This window comes from Bacillus sp. (in: firmicutes) (assembly GCA_012842745.1).
Classification (GTDB): Bacteria; Bacillota; Bacilli; order Bacillales; family Bacillaceae_J; genus Schinkia.
Map to the genome: position 1 here is coordinate 17,680 of DUSF01000036.1, position 17,790 is coordinate 35,469.

General features: G+C 38.1%; 17 protein-coding genes and 1 pseudogene. All 18 read left to right on the forward strand.

Annotated features, from left to right (window positions below; genetic code table 11):
• The first annotated feature begins 3 nt into the window (after window positions 1-3).
• The 18 genes and pseudogenes from GX497_08020 (at window position 4) to GX497_08105 (ending at window position 17,579) form a co-directional block, all read left to right on the forward strand.
• Complete coding sequence (locus GX497_08020) at window positions 4-732, forward strand: hypothetical protein (GenBank protein HHY73159.1); 729 nt, start codon at window positions 4-6, stop codon at window positions 730-732.
• A gap of 199 nt (window positions 733-931) precedes the next feature.
• Window positions 932-2,410 carry a stage IV sporulation protein A gene (spoIVA, locus tag GX497_08025; GenBank protein HHY73160.1) on the forward strand — a complete coding sequence of 493 codons (1,479 nt, stop codon included), beginning with the start codon at window positions 932-934 and terminating at the stop codon, window positions 2,408-2,410.
• Between the two features lie 320 nt (window positions 2,411-2,730).
• Window positions 2,731-2,961 (forward strand): HU family DNA-binding protein, encoded by a 231-nt coding sequence (locus GX497_08030; GenBank protein ID HHY73161.1) that lies wholly within the window; start codon window positions 2,731-2,733, stop codon window positions 2,959-2,961.
• Between the two features lie 593 nt (window positions 2,962-3,554).
• The gene (locus tag GX497_08035; GenBank protein ID HHY73162.1) at window positions 3,555-5,366 is read left to right on the forward strand and encodes a hypothetical protein; all 1,812 of its coding nucleotides are present in this window, start codon (window positions 3,555-3,557) and stop codon (window positions 5,364-5,366) included.
• Between the two features lie 114 nt (window positions 5,367-5,480).
• Window positions 5,481-5,558 (forward strand): annotated as a pseudogene (locus GX497_08040) (HU family DNA-binding protein).
• A gap of 174 nt (window positions 5,559-5,732) precedes the next feature.
• Window positions 5,733-6,296, forward strand: a complete 564-nt coding sequence (gene folE, locus GX497_08045; GenBank protein HHY73163.1) for a GTP cyclohydrolase I FolE — start codon at window positions 5,733-5,735, stop codon at window positions 6,294-6,296.
• An 86-nt stretch (window positions 6,297-6,382) separates the two neighbouring features.
• A complete protein-coding gene (mtrB, locus tag GX497_08050) occupies window positions 6,383-6,613 on the forward strand; it encodes a trp RNA-binding attenuation protein MtrB (protein HHY73164.1) in 231 nt (76 codons plus the stop codon).
• Window positions 6,614-6,699: 86 nt separating this feature from the next.
• On the forward strand, window positions 6,700-8,205 hold the full coding sequence (locus GX497_08055) for a demethylmenaquinone methyltransferase (GenBank protein HHY73165.1): 1,506 nt from the start codon (window positions 6,700-6,702) through the stop codon (window positions 8,203-8,205).
• A 22-nt stretch (window positions 8,206-8,227) separates the two neighbouring features.
• On the forward strand, window positions 8,228-9,190 hold the full coding sequence (gene hepT, locus GX497_08060) for a heptaprenyl diphosphate synthase component II (protein ID HHY73166.1): 963 nt from the start codon (window positions 8,228-8,230) through the stop codon (window positions 9,188-9,190).
• Between the two features lie 87 nt (window positions 9,191-9,277).
• A complete protein-coding gene (gene ndk, locus GX497_08065) occupies window positions 9,278-9,724 on the forward strand; it encodes a nucleoside-diphosphate kinase (protein ID HHY73167.1) in 447 nt (148 codons plus the stop codon).
• Between the two features lie 135 nt (window positions 9,725-9,859).
• Window positions 9,860-10,633, forward strand: a complete 774-nt coding sequence (locus GX497_08070) for a protein-glutamate O-methyltransferase CheR (GenBank protein HHY73168.1) — start codon at window positions 9,860-9,862, stop codon at window positions 10,631-10,633.
• 48 nt (window positions 10,634-10,681) lie between these two features.
• Window positions 10,682-11,857: a chorismate synthase gene (gene aroC / locus GX497_08075; protein HHY73169.1), complete on the forward strand. Its 1,176-nt coding sequence runs from the start codon at window positions 10,682-10,684 to the stop codon at window positions 11,855-11,857.
• 1 nt (window position 11,858) lies between these two features.
• The gene (locus tag GX497_08080) at window positions 11,859-12,941 is read left to right on the forward strand and encodes a 3-dehydroquinate synthase (GenBank protein ID HHY73170.1); all 1,083 of its coding nucleotides are present in this window, start codon (window positions 11,859-11,861) and stop codon (window positions 12,939-12,941) included.
• Window positions 12,942-12,945: 4 nt separating this feature from the next.
• Window positions 12,946-13,314: a chorismate mutase gene (aroH, locus tag GX497_08085; GenBank protein HHY73171.1), complete on the forward strand. Its 369-nt coding sequence runs from the start codon at window positions 12,946-12,948 to the stop codon at window positions 13,312-13,314.
• A gap of 313 nt (window positions 13,315-13,627) precedes the next feature.
• Entirely contained in the window at window positions 13,628-15,148 is a 1,521-nt protein-coding gene (locus tag GX497_08090; protein ID HHY73172.1) for an anthranilate synthase component I, read from the forward strand.
• Entirely contained in the window at window positions 15,141-16,178 is a 1,038-nt protein-coding gene (gene trpD / locus GX497_08095) for an anthranilate phosphoribosyltransferase (protein HHY73173.1), read from the forward strand. The genes GX497_08090 and trpD overlap by 8 nt, the downstream gene beginning before the upstream one ends.
• Window positions 16,171-16,929, forward strand: a complete 759-nt coding sequence (gene trpC, locus GX497_08100) for an indole-3-glycerol phosphate synthase TrpC (GenBank protein HHY73174.1) — start codon at window positions 16,171-16,173, stop codon at window positions 16,927-16,929. The genes trpD and trpC overlap by 8 nt, the downstream gene beginning before the upstream one ends.
• Window positions 16,926-17,579 carry a phosphoribosylanthranilate isomerase gene (locus GX497_08105; protein ID HHY73175.1) on the forward strand — a complete coding sequence of 218 codons (654 nt, stop codon included), beginning with the start codon at window positions 16,926-16,928 and terminating at the stop codon, window positions 17,577-17,579. Before trpC ends, GX497_08105 begins: the two co-directional genes overlap by 4 nt.
• Window positions 17,580-17,790 lie beyond the last annotated feature (211 nt).

Genomic DNA, 17,790 nt, shown 5'->3' on the forward strand with positions numbered 1-17,790 from the left:
TTGTTGTTTAAAAAGTTTGTTTTGTTTTCCTGTATAATTATATTACTTTCATTACTTTCTGGCTGTCTATATCCACAAGATCGACTTGCCCAAAATCGCATTCCGTACAAAAATCAAATTGAAATGGTCCAAAAAGCTGTTGACGAGTTTCGAGATGTGGAAGGTGGATTGCTGCCTATCAAAACAAAAGAAAGCTCTACACCAATATTCCAAAAATATGTCATTGATTTTAATAAATTAAGCCCGCGCTTTATTGCTGAACCGCCGGGCAGTGCTTTTGAAGGCGGCGGGATTTTTCAATATGTATTAGTGAATGTTGAAAAAGATCCAACTGTTAAATTAATAGATTTAACGACAGTTGATGTCATTCGTGATTTAAAGCTGCGCATCAAAATTTATCGGGAGAGAAATAGTTATCCCGCTTATAAAGAACCTATAGACAAGGAAAAAGGCTATTTTTCACTTGATTACGAGAAGCTCGGCTATAGGGATCAAGTGCCATTTGTAAAAAGTCCCTTCACTGGGAAAAATTTAGCTTTATTCATAGATACGAAGGGTGAAATATTTATTGATTATAGCTCTGATTTATATGAAGCATTACAAAATTTTACACATGATTATCGTACTGGCGATGATATCCGTTATTTATTAGTTGACAACTATGACTTTGTACCAGCTTTTTCCGTGCCCTACACAGTGAAAGATAACGAACCAATTTTTTTAACAGAATAACTGAATTTTAGTCATGAAACCTGCTCTTTGTTAATACTTTTTTTATAGAGCAGGTTTTTTTTGAGTTTTGACTATTTTCAAGTAGATTATTAAAAATTAAAAATACTTTTTTGGTCATATTTATTTGGGACAACATCATACATTAATACAAACTATAAAGAAGTATGGTACCCAGAACCAAAGAGCAGGAGGGGTTCAAATGGAAAAAGTAGATATTTTTAAAGATATTGCAGAACGCACTGGCGGCGATATATATTTGGGTGTCGTGGGTGCTGTAAGAACTGGGAAATCCACGTTTATTAAAAAATTTATGGAATTAGTTGTTCTACCAAGTATCAAAAATGAAGCAGATAAGATTCGTGCTCAGGATGAGCTGCCGCAAAGTGCTGCAGGTCGCACAATTATGACAACTGAACCAAAGTTTGTCCCTAATCAAGCAGTTGCAGTAGCAGTTGCTGACGGCTTAGAGGTTAATATTAGATTAGTTGATTGTGTCGGCTATACAGTACCAGGTGCAAAAGGATATGAGGATGAGAATGGCCCACGGATGATTAATACACCATGGTATGAAGAGCCGATTCCCTTTCACGAGGCAGCTGAAATTGGCACAAGAAAGGTTATTCAAGAACACTCAACATTAGGCGTCGTGATTACAACAGATGGCTCGATTGGTGAAATCCCTCGTTCAGATTATGTTGAATCAGAACAACGTGTAATCGAAGAGCTAAAGGAAGTTGGTAAGCCGTTTATTATGATTATTAATACGGTTCATCCGCACCACCCTAACACAGAGAATTTAAGACAGGAATTGAATGAAAAATATGATATCCCAGTGTTAGCAATGAGCGTTGAAAGCATGCGGGAACAGGATGTTATCAATGTTCTTCGTGAAACACTATATGAGTTCCCTGTCTTAGAAGTGAATGTAAATTTACCGAGCTGGGTAATGGTATTAAGAGAGGAGCACTGGTTACGTCAAAGCTATCAAGAAGCAGTAAAGGATACAGTAAAAGATATCAAGCGATTAAGAGATGTTGACCGTGTTGTCGGCCATTTTGGTGAGTATGATTTTATTGACCAGGCAAGTCTTGCAGGCATTGAAATGGGCCAAGGAATTGCTGAAATTGATTTATACGCACCAGACGATCTTTACGATCAAATCTTAAAAGAAGTAGTCGGTGTAGAAATTCGCGGAAAAGATCATCTACTCCAACTTATGCAGGAGTTTGCCCATGCGAAGTCCGAGTATGACCAAGTGTCCGATGCCTTAAAGATGGTTAAACAAACCGGATATGGCATTGCCGCGCCATCTTTACAAGATATGAGCTTAGATGAGCCTGAAATTATTCGTCAAGGGTCACGGTTTGGTGTCCGTTTAAAAGCGGTAGCTCCTTCAATCCACATGGTGAAGGTAGATGTCGAATCTGAATTTGCGCCAATTATTGGAACAGAAAAGCAAAGTGAAGAGCTCGTTCGATACTTAATGCAAGATTTTGAGGATGACCCACTCTCCATTTGGAACTCCGATATCTTCGGGCGTTCTTTAAGCTCTATTGTTAGGGAAGGCATTCAAGCGAAATTATCATTAATGCCAGAAAATGCTCGCTACAAGCTTAAAGAAACACTAGAAAGAATTATCAATGAAGGCTCCGGTGGATTGATTGCTATTATCCTTTAAGGCTAACATACGTTAGTCTTTTTTTCATTTTTATTAAAAAATGTCACATAATTGGAAGTTTTAACTTGTTTATGTAAAAAAACTGCCGAAAAATATTGAATTATCTTCAATTGTCGGTTAATATTAGCATGTCAATAAATAGCTGTTAACATGTATAGAATTTGGAAATACTGTTAACAACGATAATAACAGCTATTTATTACTATCATAAACTATTTAATAAAATAGTGATGGTAGTTTTTATTAAATGAAATTTACAACGCAGGTAATCTATTTTACAAAAGTAATTACCTAAACGGATTTGGGAGGAGGTGAATGGCATGAACAAAACAGATTTAATTAATGCAGTAGCTGAAGGAACTGAATTATCAAAGAAAGATGCTACTAAAGCTGTTGATGCTGTTTTCGACGCTATTATGAACGCATTACAACAAGGCGATAAAGTTCAATTAATCGGGTTTGGTAATTTTGAGGTACGTGAGCGTGCAGCTCGTAAAGGCCGCAATCCACAAACTGCGCGCACCGATGCGCTTTATGCCCTAGCTTCATAATCATATGAATGGATGGCATAAAGCCGTTCGCATCGGAAAATGGCATAAGGTACCATATGACATAATAGATGGTCATAGGCGAACCGTCTTACTCTGAGAGGAAACTCACAGGAGGACAAAAGCATGACGGTGAAAACCCAAGTCAAGTAAATCCAATACTTGCGACTGAGGGGCAACGCCAAGTTAATATAAGGATAAGAGTCATACTACCCGAAGGATAGCTCGGTGGCATTGGGTTGGCAAATGGGTACTTGGATTATAGCCCCATTTCCTATTAGGAATAATCGTACCTAGTTTGGCGATTATTCATCTATTCAAAATAGGCACGAATCTAAGACAGATTTAAGAGCGGAAGTCCTATCCGAAAATTAACATACCTAGCTGATGCGAATAACGGTGGATAACCTAAGTTGGAGCGCTTGTAATATAGCTATAAGGAATGATACCAAGGGCAACCAAGGTATGTGACCTTTGAAAATCCAATATGGTTACGGAGTTCCCATAGTAGTCCGAGGTAGGGAAAGCCTACCACATGGCGAAGGGGAATAGTCTGGACAGTTCAATACCAATCAAGAGGGAGTGTGTGAGACACTATGAGAAACTCTGAGAAAGTATTGAACAGCTTAGCCGTCCAAGCCGAAGATGAAACCTACAGGTTTGAAAAATTAATACGGAATCTGTACAATCCTGATTTCTATCTAAGGGCAATTGGGAAAATTTACGCGAATAGTGGAGCAGGTACTGTCGGAAGTGATGGAACTTCTATAAGTGGTTTCAGTAACAAAGACATCGATAAAATTATCGAAAGCATACGAAATGAAACGTATGAGCCTACTCCACTACGGAGAGTCTACATACCCAAGAAAAACGGTAAAAAACGTCCTCTTGGTATGCCAAACTTTAAGGACAAACTAGTCCAAGAAGTAATTAGGTCTCTACTGGAAGCGATTTATGAACCAATTTTCAGAGACACTTCACATGGGTTTAGACCTAATAGAAGTTGTCATACTGCTCTAAAGGATATAGACATTTTGTTCACTGGAACAAAATGGTTTGTAGAGGGAGACATTAAAGGTTGCTTTGACAATATTAATCATCATATTCTACTGAAATTACTTCAGAAGAGAATCAAAGATGAAAAATTATTGAGGTTAATGAACAAATTTCTAAAATCGGGATACATGGAAGATTGGATATTTCATAAAACATATTCAGGGACACCGCAAGGTGGAATTATGAGTCCTATTCTCGCCAATATTTATCTACATGAATTGGATAAATTTATGGAGACATTAAAAAATGGTTTCGATAAAGGTGATAGTGATAGGAAAGATAATCCTGCTTATGCGAAATTATATTCAAAGATGTATCGAAGACGTAAGAAATATGAAAAAGAACCTACAAAAGAACTTTTACAAGAAATCAAATCTCTTGAACAAGAGATTAGAAAAGTACCCTACTACGATCCACAAGATACTTCCTATAAGCGACTGAACTATGTGAGATACGCAGATGATTTCATCATTAGTGTCATTGGTTCGCAAAAAGACGCTGAAAGGATTAAAAGAAGGATTGGTAAGTTTCTCAAAGATGAACTGGATTTAGAAATGTCTGAGGAGAAAACTCTCGTAACTCACGTTACTAATAGAGCTAAATTCTTAGGTTATGAACTAACTGCAAGAACTCCAAAGATTGAGAAAACTGAATATAGTCGTGCTATGAGAAAAGCCAACGGAAACGTAGAATTCTATATGCCATCAGATTATGCAATTAATTGGTTGAAAGAGGCAAAAGCCATTAAGTTCAACAAAGATGGTTCATGGAAACCTGTGGCGAGATATAGTCTCACTAATCTATCGGATTTGGAATTACTAATGATTCACAATAGTGAAATAAGAGGTATATACAACTATTTCAAAATAGCTAAGAATATCCACAGACAAATGAGTACCCTCATTTACGGACTAGAATTTAGTTGCCTAGGCACTATGGCTAGAAAACGTAAATCTTCTACGGGTAAAATACGAACTGAATTACGTAGGGATAAAGGTTGGGGTGTTGAATACAACACCAAAAAGGGGAAGAAGTTTATCTACTTCTTTAACGACCCCATTTTAAGGGCTAAAATGCCTTATACAACCGATTCAAACGTGGACAAGGTATTTAACCTTATGAAATTTAGAGGACGTACTGAGCTTGAAAATAGGCTGTCTGCGGGTGAGTGTGAAATTTGCGGGTTCTCGGACATCGATGGTGAATTTCACATACACCATGTTAATAAACTCAAGGATTTGAAAAAGAAATCCAAAAAGAGTAGATGGATGGAAGAAATGATAGCTAGAAATAGAAAAACGCTGATTGTATGCAAGGATTGTCATTGGAAAATACACTCAGGTTCGTTATAGGCTAGGTTGTTCAGAGGGGGAGCCGTATGCTTCGAGAGTTGCACGTACGGTTCCGAGAGAGGTTCAAGTAAACCTACCATAGCAATATGGCAAGGCGACGGGTTCCTACTCAACGGAGATGAAATTGAAATCCCAGCAAGTAAAGTTCCAGCTTTCAAACCAGGTAAAGCCCTTAAAGACGCTGTAAAATAATTCAATACATATGGGCTTTCGCGAGGGTCGCACGTCTGTGCGGCCTTTCTTTTTGCAACTTTTTAAACTTTATTGAGATATTGTAGGCAACATGTAAATAAGAATAGTATAATTAAGTTTCGGGATACACTATTATTAGACGAACAATTGTTGATTGCAATAGGAGGAAAGAGCGTGAACATAAACCATGAACAAATCGAACAAGCGGTTCGGATGATACTTGAAGCAGTAGGGGAAGACCCTAACCGAGAAGGGCTTTTAGACACCCCTAAACGAGTGGCAAAAATGTATGCCGAAGTTTTTGCTGGGATGAATAAGGATCCAAAAGAATACTTTGATACGATTTTTAGCGAAGATCATGAAGAACTTGTACTAGTAAAAGATATACCATTTTACTCAATGTGCGAGCATCACTTAGTTCCTTTTTTTGGAACGGCACATGTCGCTTATATTCCAAAGGGTGGAAAAGTGGTGGGCTTAAGCAAATTAGCGCGTTCTGTTGAAGCTGTTGCTTCGAGGCCGCAATTGCAAGAAAGAATTACAAAAACCATTGCTGATGCGATTGTTGAAAAGCTTAAACCATATGGAGTGATGGTTGTTGTCGAAGCAGAACATATGTGTATGACAATGCGAGGCGTTAAAAAGCCAGGTTCGAAGACGGTCACTTCTGCAGTTCGTGGCATATTTGAAAAGGATACTGCTGCAAGAGCAGAGGTTTTGTCATTAATAAAAGAATAGGCATGTTTCGAAATTTGCATTGACAATACAAGCTATGTGATGAGATATTATTATGAGATATGGATTGGATTTTAGGAGGATTTGCCATGAGTAGTCAATCTTCTACAAACAATGATTTTATTGTAATCAAAGCGAAAAGTGATGGAGTTACAGTGATTGGTCTTACAAGAGGGACAGACACAAAATTCCACCATTCGGAAAAATTGGATAAAGGTGAAGTGATGATTGCCCAATTTACTGAGCATACATCAGCGATTAAAATACGTGGGAAAGCAGTTATTCAAACAGCCCATGGTGAAATGGATACAGAGGTTTAAAGAGGTTTAAGGGAGAAGAAAGTGTTTTCCTTACTAGCAATAAGGGAGCCTGGGCTTCTCAGTTTAGATAGACAAGGGTGATGAGCGTGAACGACATCTATGAAGAAATAGAACAGATTAAAGCGGACATAGAAGTGCGAGTCAAACATCCTTACTTAATGAAGTTTATTGATGTCCCTGTTATAGATGAGCAAAAACTAGTATTACTTTATACGATTTTAAAAGAAGCGAAAATACCACTCAATCATGATAAGTTACGGCAATCGATCATGGCAACGATGCTCATCCAAATTGCCTTAGATACACATGAACTTGTTGGATTACATCGGATTGAAGACGATAATCCGTTTATGAAACAACGCCAATTAACAGTGCTTGCTGGGGATTATTATAGTGGTCTTTATTATTATTTATTAGCATTAATTGATGATATTCCGTTGTTAAAAATATTATCCATTGCGATTAAAGAGATTAATGAGTATAAAATTTCTGTCTATCAAAGGGATTACAGTAGCATTGCTGATTATATAAATGGCATCGCCATGATAGAATCTCTTTTAGTGCAAAAGATTGCCCAATATGCTGGTAATTTAGACATGCAAGAATTTTCCAAACAATTATTATTAGTGAATAGGTTACACCGTGAAAAAGCGACTTTCAACTTACATGGTTTTTCCGCAATCATTGACGGAATGAATAGCATTGGGGGACGAAATGCCCTCATTTTAGTTGATAATCAAATCGTGAAATCGATTCACTATATTGATGCATTCCTCCAAAAGCATTCTAGAACCTACGGCTTTCTCGGTGAGAAGGTAATGGCATTTATCAATGATTTGGATATTGCGATGGAAAAAGTGGTGAAAGAAGGGGGAAGAGTGGGTTATTCAAAGGAAGAACGCGTCCATAACGTATTTGAAAAAATTTCAGAAAAATATGATGTCATGAACTCAATCATAAGTTTTCAACGTCATAAAGCATGGCGGAAAGACACGATGAAAAGGATGAACGTTCAACCTGGTTCAGCAGCCCTTGATGTATGTTGTGGAACAGCTGATTGGACAGTTGCATTGTCCCATGCCGTTGGACCTGAAGGGAAAGTAGTCGGACTGGACTTCAGTAAAAATATGTTAAAAATTGGCGAACAAAAGGTCGAAACTTTACAACTTAACAACATTGAGCTTGTACATGGAAATGCGATGGAACTTCCGTTTGCTGATCATACATTTGATTATGTGACAATCGGTTTTGGGCTACGTAATGTCCCTGATTATTTGCAGGTTTTACGCGAAATGTGCCGAGTTGTAAAACCTGGTGGACAGGTCGTCTGTCTTGAAACCTCTCAGCCAACTTTGATTGGTTTTAGGCAAATTTATTATTTTTATTTTCAATTTGTTATGCCGCTTTTGGGCAAACTATTTGCCAAAAGCTATAAAGAGTATTCATGGCTCCAAGAGTCTGCTAAAGACTTTCCAGGACAAAAGGAATTGGCCAATATGTTTAAGGAAGCTGGGCTTGAAAAAGTCCAAGTGAAAGCCTATACAGGTGGGGTTGCGGCAATGCATCTAGGCTTTAAACCCATTTCTAAATAAGCTGTTGATTAAGGTGACATAAATGAAACTGAAAAGGCTTTACTCATTTATAAATTCAGACTTAGATATTATTGAAAAAGCATTGGAAGAGACTATACAGGCTGAAAATCCGGTGCTGAAAGAAGCCTCTATGCATTTATTGCAGGCTGGTGGGAAGCGCATTCGACCAGTCTTTGTTTTATTGTCGGCGAAATTTGGTCATTATAATATTGATATCATAAAAAATGTAGCTGTTGCTCTTGAATTAATACATACCGCTTCCTTAGTTCACGATGATGTAATCGATAATGCAGAATTACGTAGAGGTGCGCCGACAATAAAAGCAAAATGGGATAATCGAATAGCCATGTATACGGGCGACTATATTTTTGCCAGAGCTGTTGAGTTAATGACAAATATAAAAAAGATTGAAGCCCATCAAGTCTTATCGAAAACAATGGTAGAGCTTTGTGTTGGTGAGATTGAGCAAATTAAAGATAAATATGATTGGAATCAAAGTGTACGTACGTACTTGCGGCGAATTAAAAGAAAAACAGCCATTCTTATTGCCGTTAGCTGCCAGCTTGGTGCGATTGTTTCGGAAGCACCAGTGCAAGTTCAAAGACAATTATCCCGCTTCGGCTATTATGTTGGTATGGCTTTTCAAATAACAGATGATATTCTTGATTTTACTGGAACAGAGAAGGAGCTTGGGAAACCTGCTGGTAGTGACCTATTACAAGGAAATATTACGTTGCCCGTTCTTTATGCGCTTCAAAATGATACAGTTAGGAAAGAAATTATCGATACCTTTGATATGACGAATGAAGAAAAGATTAAACAAATCATTTCTTTAGTGAAAAATTCGGGTGGAATTGAATATTCTAAGGAAATTAGTGAACGCTACTTAAAAAAGGCTCATGAGATTATTAAAAACCTACCGAATTGTAAAGAAAAAACAACGTTGTCAAATATTGCGAAATATATCGGGAAGCGCAAGTTTTGAAAGTTTGCTATTCATAACATATTTTGATAAAATGTGAAATGATTTCTACATAGCATTCATGATACATAATGACTGGAGAGATGAAAGATGGAAAAAACATTTATAATGATTAAGCCGGATGGTGTTCAAAGACAATATGTTGGTGAGATTATTTCTCGCTTTGAAAAAAAAGGTTTTAAATTATTAGCTGCTAAATTAATGACTGTACCAAAGGAATTAGCTGAAGAACATTATGCTGAGCATAAAGAGCGTCCTTTCTTTGGCGAGTTAGTAGGTTTTGTTACATCAAGCCCTGTTTTTGCAATGGTTTGGCAAGGAGAAAAAATTATTTCTACAGCACGTCAAATGATGGGCGCAACTAATCCTGCGGAAGCACAACCTGGGACAATTCGTGGTGATTTCGGGATCACAATGAGCAAAAATGTTATTCATGGCTCAGATTCACCAGAAAGCGCCAAGCGTGAAATTAATTTATGGTTTAAAGAAAATGAAATATGTGAATATAACAAGCAAGTAGATGAGTGGGTTTATTAAATTTAGATTGTTTAAAAGTGGATGCAAAAAAACAACCAGCCTTCATGGCTGGTTGTTTTTTTAATAGTAGAACTAAGAGAATCCATTTGCTATAGTAAAATCAAAGGCAGTCTGAGAGAAAAGGGGATAAAGAAAATGGGAAATGACTACCAAGATTTTATAACAAATGTACATAGAAAAACAGGTATTGATTTAGCTTGCTATAAAGAAGCACAAATGAAACGAAGATTAACATCGTTATACGAGAAAAAGGGCTATAAAAATTTCCAACAGTTTTTTGAGGCAATGTCAACAGACAGAAAAGTTTTAGATGAATTTTTAGACAGAATGACAATTAATGTCTCTGAATTTTACCGCAATGGAAAACGTTGGGAAGTTTTGCAAAAAAAAATTATACCTAAGCTATTAGAGAAAAATAAGAAGCTAAAAGTATGGAGTGCAGCCTGTTCAACAGGGGAGGAGCCTTATACGTTAGCGATGGTATTATCGAATTTCATGCCGCTTTCGCAAATCCAAATCCTTGCAACTGATCTTGATGAAACAGTGATCAATCGAGCGAAAATTGGCATATACCCGGACAGGTCATTAGCAGAAGTGCCTGAAGATATGAAAAGGAAATATTTTACAAAGGATGGCATTTTCTATAAAGTAAGCGATGAAATAAAAAGGACGGTAACGTTTAAAAAGCATAATTTGTTGGCGGACACGTTCGATACTAATTTTGATTTAATTGTTTGCCGAAATGTGTTGATTTACTTTACAGAAGAGGCAAAGGAAGTTTTATATAAAAAGTTTAGTGCTGCTTTAAGACCTGGAGGCATATTGTTTGTCGGCAGTACAGAACAAATATTTAATCCCCAGTTATATGGTTTTGATACAGAGGATACTTTTTTTTATCGAAAAATGTAATGTATTATGTTATATTAATACACAAAAGCTTTAAAGAGGTGAAGAGTGATGAGATATTTAACTGCGGGTGAATCTCATGGACCGCAATTAACAACTATTTTAGAAGGAATACCTGCGCAGCTATCATTAGTTGCTGAGGATATAAATGAAGAGCTTGCTCGTCGTCAAAAAGGACATGGAAGAGGACGCCGGATGCAAATTGAAAAGGACCAAGTGCAAATTTTAAGTGGAGTCCGCCACGGAAAAACATTGGGCTCTCCGATTACTCTTGTAGTAGAGAATAATGATTGGGCACATTGGACAAAAGTAATGGGTATTGAACCACTTACTGACGACCTAAGTGAAGATGAAATAAAGCGGAAAATTACGCGACCGCGCCCTGGGCATGCTGACCTTGTTGGTGCCATTAAATATGGCCATCGCGATATGAGAAATGTTCTTGAACGTTCATCAGCGCGGGAAACGACTGTGCGTGTAGCAGCCGGTGCCGTTGCGAAAAAGTTATTAGCTGAATTAGGCATTACTGTTGTTGGCCATGTTTTAGAAATTGGTGGCGTAAAAGCAGAAAACCTTTCTTATGAAAGTCTAGAAGATTTAAAAGAAAGAACGGAACAATCACCTGTCCGTTGCCTTGATGGAGTAGCTGAGAAAAAAATGATGGCAGCAATTGATCAAGCGAAAGAAGATGGCGATTCGATTGGTGGCATTGTCGAGGTTATTATCGATGGACTACCTGCTGGCATTGGCAGCTATACACATTATGACAATAAACTTGATGCAAAACTTGCTGCTGCAATTGTTAGTATTAATGCCTTTAAAGGGGTAGAATTTGGCATTGGTTTTGAAGCGGCGAGACGTCCCGGTAGTCAAGTCCATGATGAGATTATCTGGAATGAAAAAGAAGGCTATACTAGAAAATCGAATAATTTAGGTGGTTTTGAAGGTGGCATGACAACAGGTATGCCAATCGTTGTTCGCGGTGTAATGAAACCAATCCCGACACTATACAAGCCTTTACAAAGTGTTGATATTGATACAAAAGAGCCATTCGAGGCAAGCATTGAGCGCTCTGATAGCTGTGCCGTTCCTGCTGCAGCTGTTGTTGCCGAAGCCGTTGTTGCATGGGAGGTTGCAAAAGCAATTGTCGACCAGTTTGGGAAAGACCGTGTTGACCAAATCCAAGAAAATATTGAAAAATGGAATGAAAGAGCGAGGATGTATTAAGATGAAGGCGTTAACGATTACAACAGCATCGAAGACGTACCCTTTATATATCGGGGGAGGCCTTCGCTTCGACATTCAATCGTTTATTCATGGTCTTGGAAGTAATTTTTCCAGCATTTTGATTATTACAGATTCCCATGTGGAGCCGCTTTTTTTGAATGATGTTAAAGGCTCGCTTTCTGATTTTAAAAATGTTTATGCTTACGTTGTCCCAAGCGGCGAAGAAGCAAAGTCTTTTTCTGTCTTTTATGATGTACTGACATTTGCCCTTGAACATGAGCTTGACCGCAAGTCATTAGTCATAGCATTAGGCGGCGGCGTTGTTGGTGATTTAGCAGGCTTTGTTGCCGCTACTTATATGCGCGGCATTCCATTTATTCAAATGCCGACAACACTTCTTGCCCATGACAGCTCTGTTGGTGGTAAAGTAGCCATTAATCATCCATTAGGAAAAAATATGATTGGTGCTTTTTTTCAACCGGAAGCGGTCGTTTATGATACGGATATGCTTTTAACACTTCCAGAGGAAGAGTGGCGTTCTGGTTTTGCTGAAGTTATTAAACATGCGTTAATTTGGGATAAAGAGTTTTATGAATGGCTCCGAGCTGAAATCCATTCTTTAGCTGATTTGCGCGGCGACAAGCTACAATATGCTTTAGCAAAAGGGATCTCAGTAAAGGCCGCAGTTGTTGGTCAGGATGAAAAAGAAAGCGGGATTCGCGCCTTTTTGAATTTTGGACATACGCTTGCCCATGCGATTGAAGCCGAGCTTGGTTATGGCACGATGAGCCATGGTGATGCTGTTGCGATTGGTATGCTATTTGCTATCCGTGTAAGTGAGCAGTATTACGAAAAAGATTTACAGCTTAGAGCATTCAGAGAGTGGTTTAAACAGTATAAATTCCCGGAGATTCCCAAGACTCTTGATGCTGAAGCACTTCTGCAGTTAATGAAAAAGGACAAAAAGGCACAAAGAGGTTCGCTTACGTTTGTCTTAATGAAAAATATTGGTGAGGTTGAAACTGTAAAAGTAGCTGACGAGTTTATTTTAGATATTTTAAAGAAAGAATTACAGGAGGTGTAGGAGCTTGATTCGTGGGATTAGAGGAGCGATAACGGTAAAAGAAAATGATGCAAATGAAATGGTTGACTGTACAAAGAAGCTTTGTGAGGAAATGATTCAGAAAAATGCTATTATTCCTGAAAATGTTGCTCAAGTACTTATCTCAGTTACAGAAGACTTAGATGCTGTTTTTCCAGCGAAAGCGCTGCGTTTATTGGATGGCTGGATGTATGTTCCAGTTATGTGCATGCGTGAAGTTCCTGTCGTCCATTCATTGCAAAAATGCATTCGCGTGATGATGACGGTAGAAACAGATCTTCCCCAAGATAAAATCGAGCATGTTTATTTAGAAGGGGCAAGCGTACTAAGACCTGATTTATCTATTAATAAATAATTTTTCAATTGTTTATTGACAATAAAAGGAATGCTGTATTATGATTCTATATAAGTTAAGTTCAGTTGAGTAGATTAGTTTAGAGTTTAGTAGACAAAATGATGATTTTGTCAAGGGTAGAATGAGTAGAGCTGAGTTGAGACGAGATTCTTATAAATAAACCACCTACCCTAAGATGATTATGCCTTTTTTATAATAGAGAGGCTTTCTTAGGGTTGTTTTTTTCTCACCCGCTATCTCCTCATTCTCCAAAAACATATGGAAGGCGGTAGGAACATCCTTCCCCTTCACATTCGCGATTGGAGAGATATTTATGAATTTATATAATTTCCCCTCATTTTTAGAAGATGCGAAAGAGCATCTAACGATTCCCATTGTGAAACGTTATTTTGTTGATACGATTACACCAATCCAAATTTTTCAAAATTTACAAGATGAGGCTACTTTTCTTCTTGAAAGTAAAGATGAAGCATCACCATGGTCGCGATATTCGTTTATCGGCTTACATCCTTTTTTATATGTGGAAGAAAGTGAAGGTGTATTTCAAATAAAAAATGAGCGCAATGAAACGATACAATCGGCCCCAGGTTTTCGCGAAGCATTCCGTGTTTCGATGGAAATGTTGAAGGTCAAAAAGGCTGATGTAGCACTACCTTTCTGGGGCGGTGCAGTAGGTGTCATGGGCTATGATGCAATTTCAACCTTTGAAAAAGTGCCTGAGCATAAAAAAAATGATTTAAACTTAAAACGGTTTTCATTTATGTTTTGTGAAACGATGATTGCCTTTGACCATGATCAAAAGGAATTAACGATTATACGGCTTGTGCGCTTAAAAGGCGGGGAATCAAAAGAGGAATTAGCGCATGTATTTGAGGATGTTCAGCAAAAAATCGAGTTGATTTTTAATCAAATTTTTGATTCGCGCCTGAAAAATGAAGGGTTGCAAGCAATGGAACAAATGGATTTGGTTGATTTCAGTGATGTCACCTCCAATTACAATAAAGCTGACTTTTTGAAAGATGTAAACAAGATTAAAGAGTATATAAAAGCCGGGGATATTTTTCAAGCTGTGTTATCACAACGCTTTGAAATACCAATTAGCGTGGGAGGCTTTGAATTATATCGAGTATTAAGGATGGTGAATCCGTCCCCGTATTTATTTTATTTAAAGCTAGATGGCTATGAGCTTGTTGGCAGTTCGCCAGAACGGTTAATCCAAATTGAGAATGGTCATCTTGAAATACATCCGATTGCAGGAACGAGAAGAAGAGGGCGCACAAAGGAAGAGGATGAACTTCTCGCTAAAGAGCTATTAGCTGATGAAAAAGAACGTGCGGAACATTACATGCTCGTTGATTTAGCAAGAAATGATATTGGCAGGGTTGCCGAATATGGGTCTGTAGAAACGCCGGTATTGATGGAATTGGGTAAGTTTTCACATGTGATGCACTTGATTTCCAAGGTTACAGGGCAGTTAAAGGATGGGGTTCATCCGATTGATGCATTCATTTCTGGATTTCCAGCTGGGACGGTCTCAGGAGCACCGAAAATTCGCGCGATGCAAATTTTGCAAGAAATGGAGCCAACAGCCCGCAACGTATATGCTGGTACAGTAGCTTATCTCGGTTTTGATGGGAATATTGACTCATGTATCGCGATTCGTACGATTCTAGTGAAAGACAAAAAGGCTTATGTTCAGGCAGGTGCAGGAATTGTTGCTGATTCTGTACCAGAGCTTGAGTATAAAGAAACGATCAATAAAGCGAGCGCGATGATTAAAAGTATTAAGTTGGCCGAAAAAATGTTCCAACGGGAGGAAAAAACATATGTTTAAAGAAATTTTAAATAAATGCGTTATTGGGGAAACATTATCTGAACTAGAAGCAGAAGCGATTATGAATGAAATCATGTCTGGAAATGCATCGCAAAGCCAAATTGCGAGCTTCATCTCAATTTTACGTTTCAGAGGCGAAACGGTTGACGAGCTAGTTGGCTTCGCAAAGGCGATGCGTTCTCATATGACACATGTCAATTATGAAGATGATTCCGTCATTGATACGTGTGGAACAGGCGGTGATGGAGCCTCAACTTTTAATATTTCAACGACCGCTTCGATTATCTTATCAGCCTTAGGTGTGAAGGTGGCGAAGCACGGAAACCGCGCTTTTACATCTAATAGCGGCAGTGCTGATGTGTTGGAACAGCTAGGAATTAATATTCAAAGTACACCAGAAGAAGCGCGGAATTCGCTAAATGATTATAATTTAAGCTTTTTATTCGCGCCACATTATCATTCATCGATGCGTCATGCAGCTGTACCGAGAAAGGATGTTGGCTTCCGAACAATTTTTAATCTTTTAGGACCAATTTCCAATCCCGCTAATTGTAAATATCAGCTAATCGGTGTTTATGATACGGAACCAGCCGAAAAAATGGCCGAAACATTGAAACGTCTTGGCTCAAAACGAGTATTGCTCGTAACAGGTCGTGATGGCTTGGATGAATGCTCAATTACAACAGAAACCGATGTTGTCGAATTAAATAATGGCATTATTACAAGAAGGACGATTTCACCTGAGGACTTCGGGTTGGAAAGAGGCACGTTAGAAGAACTGCGTGTTTCTTCAGTAGCGGAAAGTGCCTATATACTCGAAAGTGTTCTTGCGGGTAGTGGAAATCGCTCTGCTACAAATATTGTCTTATTAAACGCAGGGGCTGGGCTTTATGCAGCTGAAAAATGTAATTCAATCAAGGAAGGTGTCGAGCTTGCAAAAGCTGCCATTCAAGAAGGAGACGCTTTAAACCAGCTAAATAAACTACGTGATGGAAATAGAGCTGTAAAGGAGACAGAGCAATATGCTTAATAAAATTATCGCAACAAAAAAAGAAGAGGTGTCTAATTTAGTTTTACCTCGGGAAGAAGTAGTAAAACATGTATCGTTTTTCAATGCTTTAAAAAATAAAAAAAATGAAGTTGCTTTGATTGCTGAAGTAAAAAAAGCATCACCTTCAAAAGGGATAATCAAAGAAAATTTCGACCCGCTTGAGATTGCTAGAGAGTATGAACAGGGTGGTGCAGATGCAATCTCTGTTTTAACGGACAGACAATATTTTCAAGGGAGCAGGGATTATATTCCGCTTATTAAAAAAGAAATTGCCTTGCCAATCCTTCGCAAAGATTTTATAATTGATAATACTCAAATATTGGAGAGCAAATATTTAGGAGCGGATGCAATTCTTTTAATAGCGGAAGCATTGGAGGCTAGTAAACTAGCTGAATTTTATCAATATGCGACCGAGTTAGGGTTGGATTGTTTAGTTGAAGTGCATTCGGCGCATGCCTTAGAAGGAATCCTTTCCATTTTCACCCCGAAAATTATCGGCGTAAATAACCGTAATCTAGCGACCTTTGAAGTAACGTTAAAGCAAACGGAAATGATTGCAAATTATATACCTGAAGGAAGCTTGTTCGTAAGTGAGAGTGGGATTTTTAACTATGAAGATATTCAAAGGGTTAAAAGTGCTGGAGCAGACGCTGTTTTAGTCGGAGAATCTTTGATGAGAAGTGAGACACCAGCACAAGGGATTTTATCTTTATTTGGAGTTGAACAATGAGAACAGTAAAAGTTAAGTTATGTGGTAACCATTCCTTGCAAGATTTACAGTTTTCCGTGCAAAGCGGCGCTGATTTCATCGGGATTGTCTTTGCGGAAAGCAAGCGAAAAGTAGACCCTGTTCAATGTGGCGAGTGGATTCACCAAATCGAAAAAGAGAGTAAGCAGAAATATGTAGGGATTTTCGTGAATCCAAGCCTGCGCGAAATCTCTGATGTTTTGCAGCATGTGCCACTAGATATTATTCAATTTCATGGCAATGAATCTCCGATGCAAATCGTCGAAGCAAAAATGGCAACAGGCCTCACTGTTTGGAAAGCCATTCACCATTGTCATAATAGCATCGAAAGAATGAAAGACTATCATCGTGTAGCAGATGGTTATGTTATTGATTCAAAGGTGAAAGGGGCATGGGGCGGTACTGGAGAAAGATTTGATTGGGAGGCGATTCCTTCCTATCAAAAAGAGGCTGAACAGCAGGGTGTTGGCTGTTTGATTGCTGGTGGAATTACTCCGGATAATGTGAAGCGAATCTTACAATATCACCCACATGGAATTGATATTTCAAGCGGCATTGAGACAAATGGCATAAAAGATTATCAGAAAATTCAGTTGTTAATTGATAATTTGAACCCATACCAAAATGCTTAAATGAAGATGAAAAATTATGGATGGACTCTTTACCAATTGTAATGATGTGTTACAATTAGGGAAAGAATCCTTTTTTGTACTTTATTAACGTTTAACCTCGTTAAAGGATTAAAGTATAAGAAAAGACATCGACATTTGCTATATTGGCAAATGTCGTGTTTTTCTAACTTTAGTGCGAGAAAATCTAACTAAATTTATTTGTATGAAATGG

What these genes read in the sequence shown, in the direction of transcription:
- spoIVA (HHY73160.1), top strand. Translation starts at nt 932, where the DNA reads ATGGAAAAAGTAGATATTTTTAAAGATATTGCAGAACGCACTGGCGGC.
- GX497_08030 (HHY73161.1), top strand. Translation starts at nt 2,731, where the DNA reads ATGAACAAAACAGATTTAATTAATGCAGTAGCTGAAGGAACTGAATTA.
- GX497_08035 (HHY73162.1), top strand. Translation starts at nt 3,555, where the DNA reads ATGAGAAACTCTGAGAAAGTATTGAACAGCTTAGCCGTCCAAGCCGAA.
- mtrB (HHY73164.1), top strand. Translation starts at nt 6,383, where the DNA reads ATGAGTAGTCAATCTTCTACAAACAATGATTTTATTGTAATCAAAGCG.
- hepT (HHY73166.1), top strand. Translation starts at nt 8,228, where the DNA reads ATGAAACTGAAAAGGCTTTACTCATTTATAAATTCAGACTTAGATATT.
- ndk (HHY73167.1), top strand. Translation starts at nt 9,278, where the DNA reads ATGGAAAAAACATTTATAATGATTAAGCCGGATGGTGTTCAAAGACAA.
- GX497_08070 (HHY73168.1), top strand. Translation starts at nt 9,860, where the DNA reads ATGGGAAATGACTACCAAGATTTTATAACAAATGTACATAGAAAAACA.
- aroC (HHY73169.1), top strand. Translation starts at nt 10,682, where the DNA reads ATGAGATATTTAACTGCGGGTGAATCTCATGGACCGCAATTAACAACT.
- GX497_08080 (HHY73170.1), top strand. Translation starts at nt 11,859, where the DNA reads ATGAAGGCGTTAACGATTACAACAGCATCGAAGACGTACCCTTTATAT.
- GX497_08090 (HHY73172.1), top strand. Translation starts at nt 13,628, where the DNA reads ATGAATTTATATAATTTCCCCTCATTTTTAGAAGATGCGAAAGAGCAT.
- trpD (HHY73173.1), top strand. Translation starts at nt 15,141, where the DNA reads ATGTTTAAAGAAATTTTAAATAAATGCGTTATTGGGGAAACATTATCT.
- trpC (HHY73174.1), top strand. Translation starts at nt 16,171, where the DNA reads ATGCTTAATAAAATTATCGCAACAAAAAAAGAAGAGGTGTCTAATTTA.
- GX497_08105 (HHY73175.1), top strand. Translation starts at nt 16,926, where the DNA reads ATGAGAACAGTAAAAGTTAAGTTATGTGGTAACCATTCCTTGCAAGAT.